At 56.0% G+C, this 17674-nt stretch carries 15 protein-coding genes; 6 read left to right on the top strand and 9 right to left on the bottom strand.

Annotated elements, in window-relative coordinates; all coding sequences use genetic code 11:
• Positions 1 to 175: 175 nt before the first annotated feature.
• On the bottom strand, positions 176 to 388 hold the full coding sequence (locus tag ACFQW4_RS18825) for a hypothetical protein (protein WP_167391204.1): 213 nt from the start codon (positions 386 to 388) through the stop codon (positions 176 to 178).
• Here ACFQW4_RS18825 and mdtD point away from each other — a divergent pair.
• On the top strand, positions 327 to 1730 hold the full coding sequence (gene mdtD, locus ACFQW4_RS18820; protein ID WP_222185609.1) for a multidrug transporter subunit MdtD: 1404 nt from the start codon (positions 327 to 329) through the stop codon (positions 1728 to 1730). The genes ACFQW4_RS18825 and mdtD overlap by 62 nt on opposite strands.
• Here mdtD and rbsR read toward each other — a convergent pair.
• The 7 genes from rbsR to ACFQW4_RS18785 all read right to left on the bottom strand — a co-directional run bounded on the left by rbsR (position 1727) and on the right by ACFQW4_RS18785 (position 8091).
• Positions 1727 to 2719 carry a ribose operon transcriptional repressor RbsR gene (gene rbsR / locus ACFQW4_RS18815; protein WP_368734931.1) on the bottom strand — a complete coding sequence of 331 codons (993 nt, stop codon included), beginning with the start codon at positions 2717 to 2719 and terminating at the stop codon, positions 1727 to 1729. The two genes, mdtD and rbsR, sit on opposite strands and share 4 nt — an antisense overlap.
• 4 nt (positions 2720 to 2723) lie before the next feature.
• Positions 2724 to 3653, bottom strand: a complete 930-nt coding sequence (gene rbsK / locus ACFQW4_RS18810; protein WP_192236788.1) for a ribokinase — start codon at positions 3651 to 3653, stop codon at positions 2724 to 2726.
• Positions 3654 to 3717: 64 nt separating this feature from the next.
• The gene (rbsB, locus tag ACFQW4_RS18805) at positions 3718 to 4593 is read right to left on the bottom strand and encodes a ribose ABC transporter substrate-binding protein RbsB (protein ID WP_008106759.1); all 876 of its coding nucleotides are present in this window, start codon (positions 4591 to 4593) and stop codon (positions 3718 to 3720) included.
• Positions 4594 to 4619: 26 nt separating this feature from the next.
• A complete protein-coding gene (gene rbsC, locus ACFQW4_RS18800; protein ID WP_008106756.1) occupies positions 4620 to 5591 on the bottom strand; it encodes a ribose ABC transporter permease in 972 nt (323 codons plus the stop codon).
• On the bottom strand, positions 5588 to 7096 hold the full coding sequence (rbsA, locus tag ACFQW4_RS18795) for a ribose ABC transporter ATP-binding protein RbsA (protein ID WP_101763923.1): 1509 nt from the start codon (positions 7094 to 7096) through the stop codon (positions 5588 to 5590). Before rbsA ends, rbsC begins: the two co-directional genes overlap by 4 nt.
• A gap of 7 nt (positions 7097 to 7103) precedes the next feature.
• Entirely contained in the window at positions 7104 to 7523 is a 420-nt protein-coding gene (gene rbsD / locus ACFQW4_RS18790; protein WP_101763922.1) for a D-ribose pyranase, read from the bottom strand.
• Between the two features lie 172 nt (positions 7524 to 7695).
• The gene (locus ACFQW4_RS18785; RefSeq protein WP_176973313.1) at positions 7696 to 8091 is read right to left on the bottom strand and encodes a YgiW/YdeI family stress tolerance OB fold protein; all 396 of its coding nucleotides are present in this window, start codon (positions 8089 to 8091) and stop codon (positions 7696 to 7698) included.
• A 180-nt stretch (positions 8092 to 8271) separates the two neighbouring features.
• On the opposite strand from ACFQW4_RS18785, the gene qseB reads away from it, so the two are divergent.
• Both qseB and qseC read left to right on the top strand, forming a co-directional pair.
• Positions 8272 to 8934, top strand: coding sequence for a quorum sensing response regulator transcription factor QseB (gene qseB / locus ACFQW4_RS18780; RefSeq protein ID WP_101763920.1), 663 nt, complete (start codon positions 8272 to 8274; stop codon positions 8932 to 8934).
• On the top strand, positions 8931 to 10262 hold the full coding sequence (gene qseC, locus ACFQW4_RS18775) for a quorum sensing histidine kinase QseC (protein WP_350261309.1): 1332 nt from the start codon (positions 8931 to 8933) through the stop codon (positions 10260 to 10262). Before qseB ends, qseC begins: the two co-directional genes overlap by 4 nt.
• 11 nt (positions 10263 to 10273) lie before the next feature.
• Here the strand turns inward: qseC and kup are convergent, their stop codons facing one another.
• Complete coding sequence (kup, locus tag ACFQW4_RS18770; RefSeq protein WP_101763918.1) at positions 10274 to 12142, bottom strand: low affinity potassium transporter Kup; 1869 nt, start codon at positions 12140 to 12142, stop codon at positions 10274 to 10276.
• Between the two features lie 297 nt (positions 12143 to 12439).
• On the opposite strand from kup, the gene ravA reads away from it, so the two are divergent.
• The 3 genes from ravA to ovoA all read left to right on the top strand — a co-directional run bounded on the left by ravA (position 12440) and on the right by ovoA (position 17587).
• Positions 12440 to 13936, top strand: a complete 1497-nt coding sequence (gene ravA / locus ACFQW4_RS18765) for an ATPase RavA (RefSeq protein ID WP_101763937.1) — start codon at positions 12440 to 12442, stop codon at positions 13934 to 13936.
• Positions 13933 to 15393 carry an ATPase RavA stimulator ViaA gene (gene viaA / locus ACFQW4_RS18760; RefSeq protein ID WP_377726597.1) on the top strand — a complete coding sequence of 487 codons (1461 nt, stop codon included), beginning with the start codon at positions 13933 to 13935 and terminating at the stop codon, positions 15391 to 15393. The genes ravA and viaA overlap by 4 nt, the downstream gene beginning before the upstream one ends.
• 67 nt (positions 15394 to 15460) lie before the next feature.
• On the top strand, positions 15461 to 17587 hold the full coding sequence (ovoA, locus tag ACFQW4_RS18755; protein ID WP_377726595.1) for a 5-histidylcysteine sulfoxide synthase: 2127 nt from the start codon (positions 15461 to 15463) through the stop codon (positions 17585 to 17587).
• The last annotated feature ends 87 nt before the right edge of the window (positions 17588 to 17674 follow it).

Below are 17674 nucleotides of genomic sequence, written 5' to 3'. Positions count from 1 at the left end.
GTCAAACACTTTTTTCAGCGTTTTCATCCGGCGGGATGAATTTCTTCACTCCCTGCTGAGCCGTCTGCGTTGCCGCTTTGCCGTCTCAGTGGTGGCGCATTATAGGGAGTTATTCGGAGCTGACAAGGGTTAATTGCAAAAAAATGACTGAGCGCCTCTTTTTTAAACGAACGCGTTAAAAACGGACATTTCCCGGCGAAGAATCAGTCAAAATCGCCGCTTCATCGGCATAAATCAGCGCCATCACCTTAAACACCAATGCTATTCTCTTTAACCAAACGTAATTTCTTTGTCGCAGGCTGACAATTATTCGAGAAGGACTTTCAATGATTCGCTCCGCGCGCAGCATGGCCGGCTTGCCCTGGATCGCCGCCATGGCGTTTTTCATGCAAGCACTTGATGCCACCATCCTGAATACTGCGCTCCCTGCTATCGCCACCAGCCTTGAACGTTCCCCTCTTGCCATGCAATCCGCCATCATCAGTTACACGCTAACGGTAGCGATGCTGATTCCGGTGAGTGGCTGGTTAGCCGATCGCTACGGCACACGCAAAATCTTCATTCTTGCGGTATCGCTATTTACGCTGGGTTCGCTGGCCTGCGCCTTATCCGGCTCGCTGAGCATGTTGGTGGTCTCGCGCGTGGTACAAGGGATTGGCGGGGCGATGATGATGCCCGTCGCGCGCCTGGCGTTGTTACGCGCTTATCCACGCAGTGAACTGCTGCCGGTGCTGAACTTCGTTACCATGCCGGGTTTAGTGGGCCCGATTCTGGGCCCAATGCTGGGCGGATTGTTAGTAACCTACGCCAGCTGGCACTGGATATTCCTCCTCAACATTCCCATCGGTATCGCCGGCATCTTCTACGCACGCAAATATATGCCGGACTTCACTACTCCAAAACGCCGCTTCGACTTTTCAGGCTTCCTGCTGTTTGGTTTAGGTCTGGTGCTGATCTCGGTTGGTATCGAGTTGTTTGGTGAGCGCGTGGTATTGCCGTGGCAAGCATTGTTGGTGCTGTTTAGCGGCATTGCGTTACTTCTTCTCTATATAGTGCACGCGCGTCGCCATCCGGCACCGCTGATTAATCTGCCAATGTTTAAAACCCGCACCTTCTCGGTCGGCATCATTGGCAACATAGCTTCGCGCCTGGGTACCGGCTGCATTCCGTTCCTGATGCCGCTAATGTTGCAGGTGGGCTTTGGTTATCCCGCACTGATTGCCGGTTGCATGATGGGTCCAACGGCGATTGGCGCGCTGCTGGCGAAATCCACGGTGACGCAAGTGCTACGCCGCTTTGGTTATCGCCATACGCTGGTAGGTATCACCATTATTATTGGCATATTGATCGCCACCTTCTCACTGCAATCGCCGGGTGGCAGCGTGGTGATGTTGCTGGCGGCACTGTTGATTCTGGGGATGGCGATGTCAACGCAGTTCACCGCGATGAACACCATCACGCTGGCAGATTTAAATGATGAGAACGCCAGCGGCGGGAACAGTGTGCTAGCGGTAACGCAGCAGCTGTCGATCAGCTTTGGCGTGGCGGTGAGTGCCGCAGTGCTGCGTTTCTATCAGGATGTCGAGGCCACAACCGTCGCGCAATTCCACGCCACCTTCCTGACGATGGGCGTCGTCACGGTGTTGTCTGCCTTTACCTTTATGATGTTACGTCCGAGCGATGGGCGTAATCTGATCGCCAACCGTGAGAAAAAGAAGAAAGCGACTTAGACCGAACCGCGCTCCACCAGCTCCGGCGTCAGCACCAGCGTTTGCTGACTGGCGTCGGGATCGCCCATACGATGAATCAAGGTATCAATCGCCAGTTCACCTAACTCATCTTTCGGCTGATGGATGGTACTAAGCGGCGGAGTCAGGTAACGCGCCAGCTCAATGTTGTCATAGCCCATCACCGCAATATCCTGCGGCACGCGCAATCCGGCCTGGAACAAGGCGTGATAGACGCCAACCGCCATCGCATCGTTGCTGGTAAATATCGCTTCTGGCAGCGTATCCAGCGTCAGCAGTTGATTCATGGCGTTGAAGCCGCCCTGAAACTCGAAATCACCATCAACCACAAAACCCGGCAGAACCGATAATCCGCTGTTGGCCATCGCTTTATGGAAACCTTCAAGACGCAAACGCGCGGGGGTTTTATCCTGCGGCCCGGCAATACAGGCAATGCGCGTGTAGCCACGATCAATCAGATGCTGGGTTGCCAGTTCGCCGCCGAGCAGCGCGTTGTCCTGAATAATGTCGCCGCGTCCTTCAAATGGCGCCCAGTCCATCATCACCATCGGTACCGAGGGATAACGATTGAGGATCTCCGCCGACGGCAGATGGGTTTCGGTGCACATCATCAGTAAACCATCGACGCGCTTTTGCATCAGCGTTTCGAGGCTGCGATTCATACGCTCTTCATCGCCTTCGGTATTACACAGAATCAGGCTGTAGCCGCGTTCGTAGCAGCTGTTTTCTACGCCGCGCACCACTTCGGAATAGAACGGGTTACTGCTGGCGGTCAGCAGCATGCCGATGGTGCGGGTTTGTTTGATCTTCAGGCTACGTGCCAGCGCGGACGGCGCATAGTTCAGCTCACGAATTGCCTGTTCCACCTTTTCACGCACCTGCTCGCTGACAAAGCGATTGTTATTGATGACGTGTGAAACGGTGGAGGTAGAGACGCCCGCCAGGCGGGCGACATCTTTCATGGTAGCCAAGCGCTTAGCCCTGTTGTTGCAGGAAGGCGTCAATCTCAGTGCGCCACGGCACTGAGGGCTGCGCGCCCGGACGCGTCACCGCAATCGCAGCGGCGGCATGGGCGAAACGTACAGCATCATGCATCGCCACACCTTCCAGACGTGCGGTAATAAATGCCCCGTTGAAGGTATCGCCCGCTGCGATAGTATCGATGGCCTGCACGCTGAAGCCCGGAATGCGCACGCCGTTGCCTTGCTCACTCAGCCACACACCGCGACGGCCTAGCGTGATCAACACGGTAGCAATACCTTTCGCATGCAATGCCGCAGCAGCACGCGCGGCATCTTCATCGCTCTTTACCGCAATGCCGGTGAGAATTTCAGCTTCGGTTTCATTTGGCGTGATGATGTCGATAAGCGCGAGCAGCTCATCAGAGAGCGCCGTGGCCGGTGCGGGATTCAGGATCACTTGCGTCTGCTGCGCGCGAGCAATCTTCGCGGCGGCCAGAACGCTTTCCAGCGGAGATTCCAGCTGCATCAGCAACGCATCAGCATCGGCAATCACCTGCTGATGCTGCGCAACGCGAGCCGGCGTCAGCGCGGCATTGGCACCGGAATAGATGCCGATATTATTTTCGCCTTCGCCATTCACGAAGATCATCGCTACACCGGTCGATTCATCTGCGACAGTTTCAACCGGTGCGGTATCAATGCGGTCTTGCTGCAACTGCTGACGAATACGCTCGCCAATATCATCAGCGCCTACACAGGCAATAAAAGCAATGTCTGCACCGGCACGGCCCGCAGCCACAGCCTGATTGGCCCCTTTGCCGCCAAAAGCAATTTGATACTGTTTCCCGATCACCGTTTCGCCCGGACGTGGAAAATGGGCGAGGTTAAGGATGTGATCGGCATTGATGCTGCCGAGAACGGCCAGTTTTGCGCTTGTGGTCATTGGAATTCATCCAGAAAGATGCGCCACCAGGACGGTGGCGCGTTGCCCTGCTTTTCTTTACTTATTATTTGGTCACCAGCTTCAGGTCAACCGGATTAACCGCCTGCACCTTCTCGCCTTTCAATACTTTATCGGCAGTCTGCACGCCAATCACACCAATCTTGTCTGGCATCTGCGCCACAGTCGCGGTCAGTTTACCCGATTCTACGGCTTTCACACCGTCAGCGGTGCCGTCAAAACCCACCACCAGCACGTCGGTTTTACCCGCGGTTTGCAGCGCACGCAGCGCGCCCAGCGCCATTTCATCGTTCTGAGCGAAGACGGCCTGCACATCCGGATGTCCCTGCAGCAGGTTCTGCATGACGTTCAGACCTTTAGTACGGTCGAAGTCAGCAGGCTGGCTCGCCAGGATGTTGAATTTGTGGGCATCGGCTGCCTGTTTGAAGCCTTCGCCGCGCTCACGCGCCGCAGAGGTACCGGCAATGCCTTGCAGTTCAATAATTTTCGCGCCATCGCCCAGTTTTTTGGCGATGAAGTCACCGGCCATTTTGCCGCCGAAGCGGTTGTCAGAAGCTACGTGGCTCACCACGGTGCCTTGTGCTGCTACGCGGTCCAGCGTGATCACCGGAATATTTGCCTGGTTCGCCATCTTCACGGCGTTACCCACCGCATCAGAATCAGTTGGGTTGATCAGCAGCAGCTTGGTGCCGCGCACCGTCAGATCCTGCACGTTCGCCAGCTCTTTCGCCGGGTTGTTCTGCGAATCCAGCACTACGAGGTTATAACCCAGTTGGTCAGCTTCTTTCTGTGCGCCATCTTTCAGTGACACAAAGAACGGATTATTCAGCGTAGATACCACCAGAGCAATGGTGTCCTTTGCCATCGCGCCAGCACTGAGGGTGGCGCCAAGAATGACGGCCAATGCAGTTAACTTTTTCATTTTTAAATCCTGTGTGAAGGTCAGAGTTATTTACTGCTTTTGTTATCCACCAGCACCGCTAGCAGAATGACGACGGCTTTAACAATCATTTGGTAGTAAGACGATACGCCCATCAGATTCAGGCCGTTATTCAGGAAACCGAGGATCAACGCACCAATCAGCGTGCCCATGATGCGACCTTTACCGCCCGCCAGGCTGGTACCGCCCAGCACCACCGCAGCAATCGCATCCAGTTCATAACCGGTGCCCGCTGTAGGTTGTGCGGACGAGAGACGCGCCACTTCGATGGTGCCCGCCAATGCCGCCAGCAGGCCGCACAGCGAATAGACGATGATTTTAACGCGATTAACGTTGATGCCCGACAAACGCGTGGCCGCTTCGTTGCCACCCAGCGCATAGATGTAACGACCAAGGCGCGTGTGATGCAGCATGTACCACGCCAGCCCGAACACCGCGACCATCAGCCACACCGGCGTTGGAATGCCCAACGGGCGACCGATACCGAACCAGCCGAACAGATCGGCGTTATCGTTAAAACCGGTATTGATTGGGCTGCCGTTGGTGTAAACCATGGTGACGCCGCGCAGCAGCAACATCATCACCAGCGTGGCGATGAAAGCCTGCACCTTGCCGCGCGCTACAATCACGCCGGTAATACCGCCAATCGCCGCCCCCAGCGCCAGCGAAGCCGCAACGGCCACCAGCGCATTCACCTCTAATCCGACAATCGATGCCGCCACCGCGCCGGTCAGCGCCAGCAGCGATCCCACCGACAGATCAATGCCCGAGGTCAGAATCACCAGCGTCATGCCGACCGCCATGATGGCGTTGACCGACGTCTGCTGCAGAATGTTGAACATGTTGGCCAGCGTGAAGAAGTTCGGGCTCTGGCTGGCAACCACGGCGATCAGCACGATCAATGCAATCAGTGATTTCTGCTCCAGCAGCCAGGCTTTGCTGAACCAACGACGGCTGGCGGGTAAGGTTTGGGTGCTCATACTACTAACTCCTCGCTGTGTTGCTTACCGACTGCCGCCGCCATCAGGGATTCCTGGGTAGCTTGCTCACGGGAAAATTCGCCACTCAGATGGCCTTCATGCATCACCACGATGCGATCGCTCATGCCCAGCACTTCCGGCATTTCCGACGACACCAAAATGATGCTCAGCCCTTCGGCTTTAAACTGGTTTATTAACTGATAAATTTCTTTTTTTGCCCCGACATCGACGCCGCGTGTCGGCTCATCAAGAATCAGCACATCAGGGCGCGTCATCAGGCCACGCGCAATCGCCACTTTTTGCTGATTACCGCCAGACAGCAGACCAATCGGCTGCTCCATTGATGGGGTTTTAACGTTGAACAGGCGGATAAAATCGCCCACCGCCAGCTGCTCGTCGCTGTGGCGCAGGTTGCCCGCGCCAGTGCTGAAATAGCGCAGCGCGGTCAACGACATGTTCTCTTTCACCGACATGCCGAGCACCAGACCATCGCGCTTGCGATCTTCCGAGATATACACAATGCCGCTGGCGAGGCCATCCTGCGGAGAGCGGGTCACGATCTCGCGGCCGTTCAGCGTCACTTTGCCTTTGCTGCGCGGCAGCGCGCCGTACAGCACTTTCATCAGTTCAGTACGTCCTGCGCCCATCAGACCCGACACGCCAAGGATTTCCCCTTTGCGCAGCGTAAAGCTGACGTTATCAACGCCCGGACCGCTGAGATTTTCGACTTTTAAGCGGATCTCGCCCGGCTGTTGATCGATACGCGGATATTGATCTTCCAGCTTGCGGCCGACCATCATCTCGATCAGGCTCTCTTCGCTGAGATCGCACACCGCGCGTTCGGCAATAAACTGCCCATCGCGGAACACAGTGACGTCATCGCAAATCTCGAAGATCTCTTTCATGCGGTGCGAGATATAGACGATGCCGCAGCCCTGCGCTTTCAGTTCATTGATGACGCGGAACAGCGACAACGTTTCGGTATCTGTCAGCGCATCAGTCGGTTCATCCATAATGATGACTTTCGACTCGAAGCTGAGCACTTTGGCGATCTCGACCATCTGCTGATCGCCAATCGACAAATCGCCCACCAGCTTGTGGCTGTCGAAACGCAGATTGAGGCGCTTTAATAGCGCATCCGCTTCGGCATACATCTTTTTCCATTCGATGCGACCAAAGCGGTTAACACATTCGCGGCCAAGGAAGATATTCTCGGCAACAGTCAGCTGGGGAATCAGGTTCAGTTCCTGATGGATAATGCCAATGCCTGCTTCCTGCGACGCCTTTGGACCGGAGAACGCCACATCCTTACCCAGCCACTGCAGGGAACCGGCATCCATGCTGTAAATGCCGGTCAGCACTTTCATCATGGTGGATTTGCCCGCGCCGTTTTCACCCACCAGCGCCATCACGCGTCCCGGATAAACGGCCAGCGATGCGCCATTCAACGCCTTCACGCCAGGAAACGACTTTTCAATTCCTTTGAGTTGCAATAACGGTTGCATAGCGGCCTCAGAAGGTCACGCCGGCGCTCAGGATGACATTCGCATACGGAGAACACTCTCCGCTGCGAATGACCGCCTGACTACGCTGCGTATGTTGTTTGAATTGTTCATGGCTGGTGTAACGGATGGTGATGACATTCCCCTGGTGCTGTTGCAAGGCTTCGAGCACGGCGAGCAGTGCGCTGTGGAGCTGCGGATTGTGCTGCTTAATCTCCTCCGCCATCAGGGCGCTTTCGACCTGCATCTCCTGCGTGACAACGTCAACTACCTGTAGAAATTCGGGCGTACCCGGCGTTAACGCCAGATCGATGCGCTGTGGACCGGCCGGAATCGGCAAGCCTGCATCTGCAATCGTCAGCGTATCGGTGTGCCCCAGGCGAGCAATCACATGTGAGACTTCAGCGTTTAACAAGCGACCTTTTTTCATTTATTCCACTCCACAGCGAAACGTTTCGCTGATCGGGAGTGTATAAAATGCGCACGGCAACTCAATGACAGCATCACGGAAATGTGATCGCCATCGAAACGTTTCGCTTGTGCCAGAGAGAATTTGAGTTTGGTGGGATTTTGGAGCCGCTGCTGCGGCCCCGAAGATGGCATTACGGCAGTTTACGTACTTGTTTCACGTCCAGTTCGATGGAGTTGAAATCTTTATCCAGTTCGCCGGTCAGTTCTACCTGATCCTTCGGCGTGATGGTCAAACCGTTCCAGCGTTTATGATCGATTTCAACTTTCATGGTGCCGGTGGCATCACGGAACTGATAATCCTCATCACCGATTTGCTTCTCAAGCGTACCGCGCACGGTAATCCAGCTATCGTCTTTCATCTCTTCGGCCTGTTTCACCGTGACAACGCTGGTGTTATCGGCTTTGAACCCACCGGACTTCACCTGCGCGGATGGCGCATTGGGATCAACAAAGCCACCTTGCTGAGCGGCAAGAACCGGCGTGGCGGCCAGGGCGACAATCGCTAACAGAGCTGCAGACTTTTTCATAATTCACCTCTTTTCCATGAATGTGTCGGTTTACGGGAGCTATTTCACCATAAGGTTCTTAACAGGATCTTAAGAGAATCCGTTTGGCTAACATTCATGAAAAATAGTCTATTTGCCGGGATTTTCGCTGTACAAGAGCAATTGTGCTTCGTATAACTCCGCTTAACAGAAGGAGAGTTGATGCGCATTTTATTGATTGAAGATGACACGCTGATTGGCGACGGTTTGAAAGTCGGGTTGACCAAACTCGGTTTCAGCGTGGATTGGTTTGTCTCCGGCGAAGCCGGATTTCAGGCGTTGACCGCCGCGCCCTGGGACGCAGTGGTGCTGGATCTGTCGCTGCCCGAACGCGATGGTCTGGATATCCTGCGTCAGTGGCGCCAGCAAGGACACGATGTGCCGGTGCTGATTCTCACCGCGCGCGATGCGCTCGATCAGCGCGTACAGGGATTGCAACTCGGCGCCGACGATTACCTGTGCAAGCCGTTTGCATTAACAGAAGTGGCGGCACGCTTGCAGGCGTTGATCCGTCGCCGTCATGGGCAACTGCAGCCGGAACTGAAACACGGCAACGTGGTAATGGCGCCCGGCAGCCACAGCGTGCTGTGCGATGGCGAAGCCGTCAGCCTGAAGAGCCGCGAACTGGCGCTGCTGGAACTGTTTCTGCGTAATCCTGGCCGCGTGCTGACGCGCAGTCAGCTGGAGGAGAAGCTCTACAGCTGGGATGAAGATGTCTCCAGCAATGCGGTGGAAGTGCACATTCATCATCTGCGCAAGAAACTCGGCAGCCAGTTTATTCGTACCGTACACGGCGTCGGTTATACGCTGGGAGCGGCGGAATGAGTCTGTTTCTGCGCCTCGCCATCGGCTTTGTGCTGCTGATTATAGTGTGCGGCGGCCTGGCCGGCCTCAGCGCCTGGCATCAAACCCGCGATACAGTGAACGAGCTGTTTGATACTCAGCAAATGCTGTTCGCCAAACGGCTGATAGCGCTTGATCCCACCTCACTGCAGGACGTGACGTTGCCGAAAACCAAAGCGATCCTGCGCCATCACCGCGGCGATCAGGATGATGATGCGCTGGCATTTGCCATTTTCAGCGCGGCAGGCCAACCATTGTTGAACGACGGCGAAAACGGCCGCGATCTGCAATTCGATCATCAGCGCGATGGCTTTGTTGATGGACGACTGCGCGGCGATAAAGACAGCTGGCGCCTGGTGTGGCTCACCTCCGAGGATAAGCGCTATCGCGTGGTGGTCGGGCAAGAATGGGAATACCGCGAAGATATGACGCGCGATCTGGCGCTCAGCAGCCTGCTGCCGTGGCTGATTGCCATGCCCTTTATGTTGCTGCTGCTGCTGGCGCTGGTGTGGTTCGAGCTGCGCCCGTTGAAACGCCTCACGCTTTCCCTGCATCAGCGTGCGCCGGATGATGCCACGCCATTGCCGGACACGCGCTTGCCTAAAGAGGTGAAGCCGCTGGTGGTGGCACTTAACGGTTTGTTCAGTCGTATGGCGCATCTGGTGCAGCGTGAACGTCGTTTTACCTCCGATGCCGCCCATGAATTGCGCAGCCCGCTGGCGGCGCTGCGCGTGCAGAGTGAAGTGATTCAGTTGGCTGATGATGATGAGGCGATGCGCAAACGCGCCATTCAGCAACTGGATAGCGGCATCGTGCGCGCCACGCGTCTGGTGGATCAGCTCTTAACGCTGTCACGCGTGGAAGCAGACGATCTGCGCAGCGAGTTTCAACCGGTGGCGCTGGCGCCGCTGCTGCAAAACCTGCTGGCGGAGCACTTCCCGCAGGCAGAACAACAAACCACAGCTTTGCAGTTCACCAGCCATGCCGAACCGGTGATGAACGGTCATCCGCTGTTACTGGGGTTGATGGTGCGCAATCTGCTGGATAACGCGCTGCGCTATTCGCCGTCGGGCAGCACTATTGATGTGCAGCTCAATGCTCGCGCCATTACCGTTGATGATAACGGGCCTGGCGTCAGTGATGAGCAGTTGGCAAGGTTGGGTGAACGCTTCTGGCGACCGCCGGGTCAGGCGCAAACCGGCAGCGGATTAGGGCTTTCCATCGTGAAGAATATTGCCCAGCTGCACGGCGTAAGATTACAGTTCAGCCAGCGCGCCAGCGGAGGATTGCGCGTCACCTTGAGTTGGTGACGCGCACAACATTAAATCTCGACCTGGGTTCCCAACTCGATCACGCGGTTCGGTGGGATTTCAAACTGATCCGGCGCGCGCAGCGCATTGCGTTGCAGCGCGAGGAACAGCTTGCCACGCAGGCGCAGATACCACGGACGATCGCCGATAATCAGCGATTCATGCGACATAAAGAAGGAGGTTTCCATCATGCGGCAGTTCAGGCCTTCAAGACCGCAGCGGTGGAAAATCTCTTCGACGTTTGGCGTTTCGCGCCAGCCGTAACTCGCCACCACGCGCCAGAAAGTCGGCGACAACTGTTCGATGGTCACACGACGGACGTTGTGCACGTAAGGCGCATCTTCCGTACGCAGCGTCAGCAGCACTACGCGCTCGTGCAACACTTTGTTGTGCTTGAGGTTATGCAGCATGGCAAACGGAATCACATTCAGCGCACGCGACATATACACCGCGGTGCCCGGCACGCGTACCGGCGGCGATTTCTCCAGCGACGCAATCATCGCTTCCAGTGAATTGCCGTGCTCATGCATACGACGCAGCAGACGGAAACGCTCGCTTTTCCAGGTAGTCATGATGATGAACATCATCAGCGCCAGCGTCAGCGGCAGCCAACCGCCGGAGAACACCTTGATCAGGTTGGCGGAGAACAGCGACACGTCGATGATCAGCATGGCAATCAGAATCAGCACCACCAGATAGCGGTTCCAGTGCCAGTTTTGAATCGCTACGGTAGAACAGAGAATGGCGGTCAGCACCATGGTGCCGGTGACCGCGATGCCATAAGCCGCCGCCAGATTGCTGGAGTGCTCGAAGCCGACAATCACAATCACCACCGAGAAGTAGAGCAGCCAGTTAATCACCGGAATGTAGATCTGCCCGGACTCCTCTTCTGAGGTGTGCACAATGCGCATCGGCGGCAAATAGCCGAGACGCACTGCCTGACGCGTTAATGAGAACACGCCGGAAATCACCGCTTGCGAGGCGATCACTGTGGCTAAGGTGGCGAGAATCAACATCGGGATCAGCATCCAATCCGGCGCAAGCAGGAAGAACGGGTTTTTGATCGCTTCAGGATGTTTGAGCAGCAGCGCGCCCTGACCAAAGTAGTTGAGCACCAGTGAAGGCAGCACCACGATAAACCAGGCGAGACGAATCGGAAATTTACCGAAGTGGCCCATATCGGCATACAGCGCTTCCACGCCGGTAATCGCCAGCACCACCGCGCCCAGCGCGAAGAAAGAGACACTTTTGTATTGAATAAAGAAGTGCAGCGCCCAGTAAGGATTCATGGCGTGCAGCACGTCAGGATTATTAATGATGCTACGCGCACCCAATACGGCGAGGATGATAAACCACAGCAGCATCACCGGCGCGAACAGCTTACCGACAATGCCGGTGCCGTGCTTCTGGATGACAAACAGCAACGTCAGCACCGCAATCGCCAACGGCACGATGTAGGTATCGAGGCTCGGCGCGGCAATTTCCAGACCTTCTATCGCCGATAGCACCGACACCGCTGGCGTGATCACCACTTCCCCGTAGAAGAAGCTGCCGCCGATCAGGCCCATGATCACCAGTATCGCGGTGGCTCTGGCGCCGGTATTTCGTCCGGCCAGCGACATCAGCGTTAAAATCCCGCCTTCACCGGCGTTATCTGCACGCATCACGTAGCTGATGTACTTCAGCGACACCACCAGAATCAGCAGCCAGAAAATCAGCGACAGGAAGCCAAAAACCGCTTCGCGCTCCACGCCAAATCCAAACTGACCAGAGAGGCATTCACGCAATGTATAGAGTGGGCTGGTACCGATATCGCCATACACCACGCCAATTGCCGCCAGCGTGACTGCCCCAAGGGACTGTTTCTTATCCGAGCTCATAAGTTGTCTTTTGTTGGAGCCGGAGGCGCTTGCCTTCCGCTCAAGCCATCAAAAAGCGCACAGTATGCACATATTCCCAAAAAAACCTACTCTTACAAAGTGTCACCATCGCGTCGGTGACGCGGTTTTTCGCCGAAAATAGCGCCAAAAAACCGTTGGAAGCGGCGAGTTTTCTCGCATCAACCTTCTGAAACAAAAAAGCTGACGGCTATCAACGCAATCGCGCATGATAATCAGTAGAGTATTGCGCTCGCCAGACTATGACGGCACCAGTATCAAAAGGATAATGATGTGATTATGGCTCAACCCCATCTTTTGGCAGAAAGAATTTCTCGCCTGAGCAACGCTCTGGAAAAAGGGCTGTATGAACGCCATCATGCGATCCGCCTCTGTTTGCTGGCTGCCTTAAGTGGCGAAAGTGTGTTTCTGCTCGGGCCGCCGGGCATCGCCAAGAGTCTGATTGCCCGCCGATTGAAATATGCCTTCCAGCACGCCCGCGCATTTGAATACCTGATGACCCGTTTTTCCACCCCCGAAGAGGTGTTTGGCCCGCTGTCGATTCAGGCATTGAAAGATGAAGGGCGTTATCAGCGTCTGACCAAAGGTTATTTGCCGGATGCCGAAATTGTCTTCCTCGACGAAATCTGGAAAGCCGGCCCGGCGATTCTTAATACCTTGCTGACCGCCATCAACGAACGCCGCTTCCGCAATGGCGACAGCGAAGAAAAAATCCCAATGCGCCTGCTGGTTACCGCTTCCAACGAATTGCCGGAAGCCGATAGTGGCCTCGAAGCGCTGTATGACCGCATGTTGATTCGCCTGTGGCTGGATAACGTGCATGAGAAGCAGAACTTCCGCAGCATGCTCACCCACCAGCAGGATGAAAACGACAATCCAGTGGCGGAATCGTTGCGCATCAGCGACGAAGAGTATGAGCAGTGGCAGAAAGGCATCAGCCAGGTCAGTTTGCCGGATCATGTGTTTGAACTGATTTATCAGCTTCGTCAGCAGTTAGAAACGCTGCCGGACGCGCCGTACATTTCCGATCGTCGCTGGAAGAAAGCCATTCACCTGTTGCAGGCTAGCGCCTTTTACAGCGGTCGCGTGGCCATCGCGCCCATCGACTTAGTGCTGCTGAAAGATTGCCTGTGGCATGACGTGGCGTCGATGAAAATGCTGGATCGCGAAATCGATACGCTAATGTCGCAACATGCGTGGCAGCAACAGGCGCTGCTACATAAGCTGCAGCAGATCAAAAGCCGCCGGCTGGCGCTGCAACAGCAGCAAAGCGTGGCGCAAGCGCTGACGCTGGAGAAACACAGCGGCATGTTCAGCCGCAAACCGCACTACGAATTACCCGCTGCCATCACCGATGATCAACTGACGCTAATGCTGCAACAACCGTTGATGCTGCACGACATGCAGGTGACGCACATTCTGATTGGCCGCGAAGCGTTGGATCAGTGGCTGCTGAAGGGCGGTGAAATCCGTGGCAAGCTGAACGGCATCGGCTTTGGTCAGACGCTGGATATGCTGGTGGATACCCATCACTGTTTGACGCTGCGCGATGTCAGCCTGCAATCCACGCGTCTGACGCTGCCGGGCGCCAGCAGCAGCAGCGAGATGCCGCAGGAGATCGCTGATGAATATGACGCGCTGGAAACCCAGCTGCGCGCGCAGCGCACGCTGTTCAGCCAGCATCAGCGCTGTCTGTTCATTAGCGATGACTGGCTGGCTCGCATCGAAACCAGCCTGCAGGATGTCGCGGAACAGCTGAAACAGGCGAGAAAATGATCTCACTGGAGACGCTGAGTGCGCTGTTGTCGATTGGCGAAACCGAGTTAATCGAAGAGCTGATTATCGCGCTGCTCGCCTCGCCGCAACTGGCGCTGTTCTTTGAGAAATTTCCCCGCCTGAAACAAGCCATGATGCGCGATCTGCCGCGCTGGCGATTGGAGATCGCCGAGCAGATCAAAGTCACGCCGGTGCCAGAAGCGCTGGCGCAGGAATTTCAGCTGTTTCAACAGATGCAGCTACTCAGCACGCAACATTTCACCCAGCAGTTACCCAACATCATGGCGCAGCTGAAAAGCCTGCCGTCGCCGTTCATCGAAGAAGCCAGAAAACTGCTGCTGAATGCTGAAAGCGACCAGCTCAGCAACGCGCAACACACCTTGTTCCTGCAACGCTGGCGCCTCAGCCTGACGCTGCAAACGCTGACGCTGAATGAAACCCTTCTGGAAGAGCAGCGCGAACGCTTGATGGCCGAGCTGCAGCAGCGCATGGCGATCAGCGGTCAGCTGGCGCCGATCCTGACCGATGACGATGAAGCTGCCGCCGGACGCCTATGGGATTTAAGCAAAGCGCCGCTGCAGCACGGCGATTATGAACTTATCGTGCAGTACGGCGATTTCCTCGCCCAGCAGCCGGAATTGATGAAGCTGGCACAGCAGCTGGGTCGCAGCCGCGAGGCCAAATCGGTGCCGTCGCAGGATGCGCCGCTGGAAGCGTTTCACCAGCTGGTGCGCGAACCGGATAACGTGCCGGAAGAAGTCAGCGGCATTCATCAAAGCGATGATGTGCTGCGTCTGTTGCCACCTGAGCTAGCGGCATTGAGCATAAGCGAGTTAGAGCTGGAGTTTTATCGGCGTTTAGTCGAGAAACGCTTGCTGACTTATCGTCTACAGGGCGATGCGTGGCACGAAAAAATCACCATGAGTCCGGTCAGCCACCAGCAGCATGAAGAGCAACCGCGCGGCCCGTTTATCGTCTGCGTTGATACGTCCGGATCGATGGGCGGTTTCAATGAACGCTGCGCCAAAGCCTTTTGCCTGGCGCTGCTGAAAGTGGCGCTGGCGGATAAGCGCCGCTGCTATATCATGCTGTTCGCTCATGAAGTGATCGGTTATGAACTCACCGCTGATAACGGCATTGAGCAGGCGATCCGTTTCCTCAGCCAGCGTTTTCGCGGCGGTACCGATCTCGCTGCCTGCCTTGCGGCGGTGGTGAAACACATGGAAGGCAGCGCGTGGCAGGAAGCGGATGCGGTGATCGTTTCGGATTTTATTGCCCAGCGTTTGCCGGACGACATCGTCAGCACCATTAAGCAGCGTCAGCGCCAACATCAACAGCGCTTCCACGCGGTAGCAATGTCGCTGCATGGCAAACCCGGCATTCTGCGCATCTTCGATCACATCTGGCGCTTCGATACCGGCCTGAAAAGCCGTCTGCTGCGCCGCTGGCAGCGCTAATTCATCTGGCGGAAATGCTAATTTGCTATATTGATAAGTTCGAGCATTTAGCAAACTGGAGCACCTTGTGACGACCGCCCAACTTCCCGCACCGACCCGTACGCTGAAACTTTCCGGCCAACACTCCGAACAAAAACGGGCCGAGCTGCTGGCGTACTTCACCCAAACCTGGGAACTGTATGAAAGCCTGTTTGATTGCCTGGCGGACGAGCGCGCCTGGTTTAACAAAGCCATTTCGCTGCGCCATCCGCTGATCTTCTATTTTGGCCACACCGCAACCTTCTACATTAATAAGCTGATGGCGGGCCGCTACCTCGATCAACGCGTTGACGATCGTATTGAGGCGATGATGGCGATCGGCGTGGATGAGATGAGTTGGGACGATCTCAACGACAGCCATTACGACTGGCCGACCATCGCAGAAGTGCGCGACTATCGTGGCAAAGTGAAAAGCCTGGTGAGTGAGTTTATTCGCACCATGCCGCTGGAACTGCCGATCGACTGGAACAGCCCGGCGTGGGTGATTTTGATGGGCATCGAACACGAACGTATTCATCTGGAAACCTCCAGCGTGCTGATGCGCCAGTTGCCGATTGAATGGGTTAAACCGCAGCCGCACTGGCCAGTCTGCCCGCAGGCGCGTCACGATCGTCGATCGGTACCGGAAAATTCTCTGATCGCGATGCCCGGCGGCCGTGTGCAGCAGGGCAAAACCGACGACACTTATGGCTGGGATAACGAATACGGTAGCCAGCAAACCGAACTTAAGCCGTTTAAGGCCAGCAAAATGCTGGTCAGCAATGCCGAGTTTTATCGTTTTATTGCGGCGGACGGTTATAACGATCGCCGCTGGTGGGATGACGAAGGTTGGGGCTGGCGTGAATTTTCCGGTGCGCAGATGCCGACATTCTGGGTCGGTGACGAAAAGCTGCCCGATCAGCTAAAACTGCGCGTGCTGGCCGAAGAAGTGGCGATGCCGTGGGATTGGCCGGCGGAAGTGAATCAACTGGAAGCCGCCGCGTTCTGTCGCTGGCTGGCGGAAGAGACCGGTAAATCTGTTCAGCTTCCCTGCGAAGCCGAATGGGCGCAGCTGCGTGAGCAAGTTGGCGGCGATCAGCCGGACTGGACTGAAGCGCCGGGCAACATCAATCTGGCATACTGGGCTTCCTCCAGCCCGGTCGATCGCTTCGTACAAGGTGAGTTTTACGACATCGTCGGCAACGTCTGGCAGTGGACCACGACGCCAACCAACGGTTTCGAAGGCTTTAAGGTGCATCCGCTCTACGACGATTTCTCCACACCCACCTTTGATGGCAAACATGCGCTAATCAAAGGTGGCAGCTGGATTTCCACCGGCAATGAAGCGTTGAAATCTGCGCGCTACGCTTTCCGTCGTCACTTTTTCCAGCACGCCGGTTTCCGCTATGTCGTTTCTTCCCATGAAGAGAGCATGACGCTCAATCCTTATGAAACCGACAGCATGGTGTCGCAGTATCTCGATTTCCAGTACGGGCCGAGCTACTACAACGTACCCAACTACGCAGCTGCGCTGGTGGAAAAGCTGCTGCCGCACTGTACTGCGCGGGGTCAGGCGCTGGATATCGGCTGCGCCACCGGGCGGGCCAGCTTTGAACTGGCGCGACACTTCGAGTCAGTAACGGGCATGGATTACTCGGCGCGCTTTATTGATGTTGCGCTGCAGCTGACCTCCGGTGAGGATTTCCGCTATGTGGTGCCCGAAGAGGGCGATCTGGTGGAGTATCGTCAGGTGCGGCTGAAAGAGTTTGGTCTGGAAGCTGAGCAAGCGCAGCGTATTCAGTTTGTGCAGGGCGATGCCTGTAACCTGAAGCCGCAGCCGGACCGTTACGATCTGGTGCTGGCCTCTAACCTGATCGATCGTCTGCGTCAGCCAAAACGTTTCCTGCAGGATGTCACGCCGATGATCCGCGCCGGTGGTTTGCTGGTGCTGTCATCGCCGTATACCTGGCTGGAAGATTTCACGCCGAAAGAGAACTGGCTGGGCGGTGTTCGCGAAAATGGTGAAGCGCTGACAACCTATCAGGCGCTGCAGCGTCTGTTACGTGATGCCTTTGACGAAGTGGCACCGCCACAGGATGTCCCCTTTGTGATCCGCGAAACGGCGCGCAAATTCCAGCACACGCAGGCGCAAGTGACCTTCTGGCGTAAGCGCTAAAAAGCAGGCAGACAACGGCATGGCTGTTGTCTGCACCTTGCCTGCACCGCTAATTTGCTGCACATTCTCCTCTATTCATAGAAGAAG

The sequence above is a fragment of the Pantoea sp. GCM10028869 genome (genome assembly GCF_042666835.1).
Classification (GTDB): domain Bacteria; phylum Pseudomonadota; class Gammaproteobacteria; order Enterobacterales; family Enterobacteriaceae; genus Pantoea; species Pantoea leporis.
The sequence above is the reverse complement of the archived record's forward strand: the minus strand, read 5'-3'. Positions and strand labels throughout refer to the sequence as shown.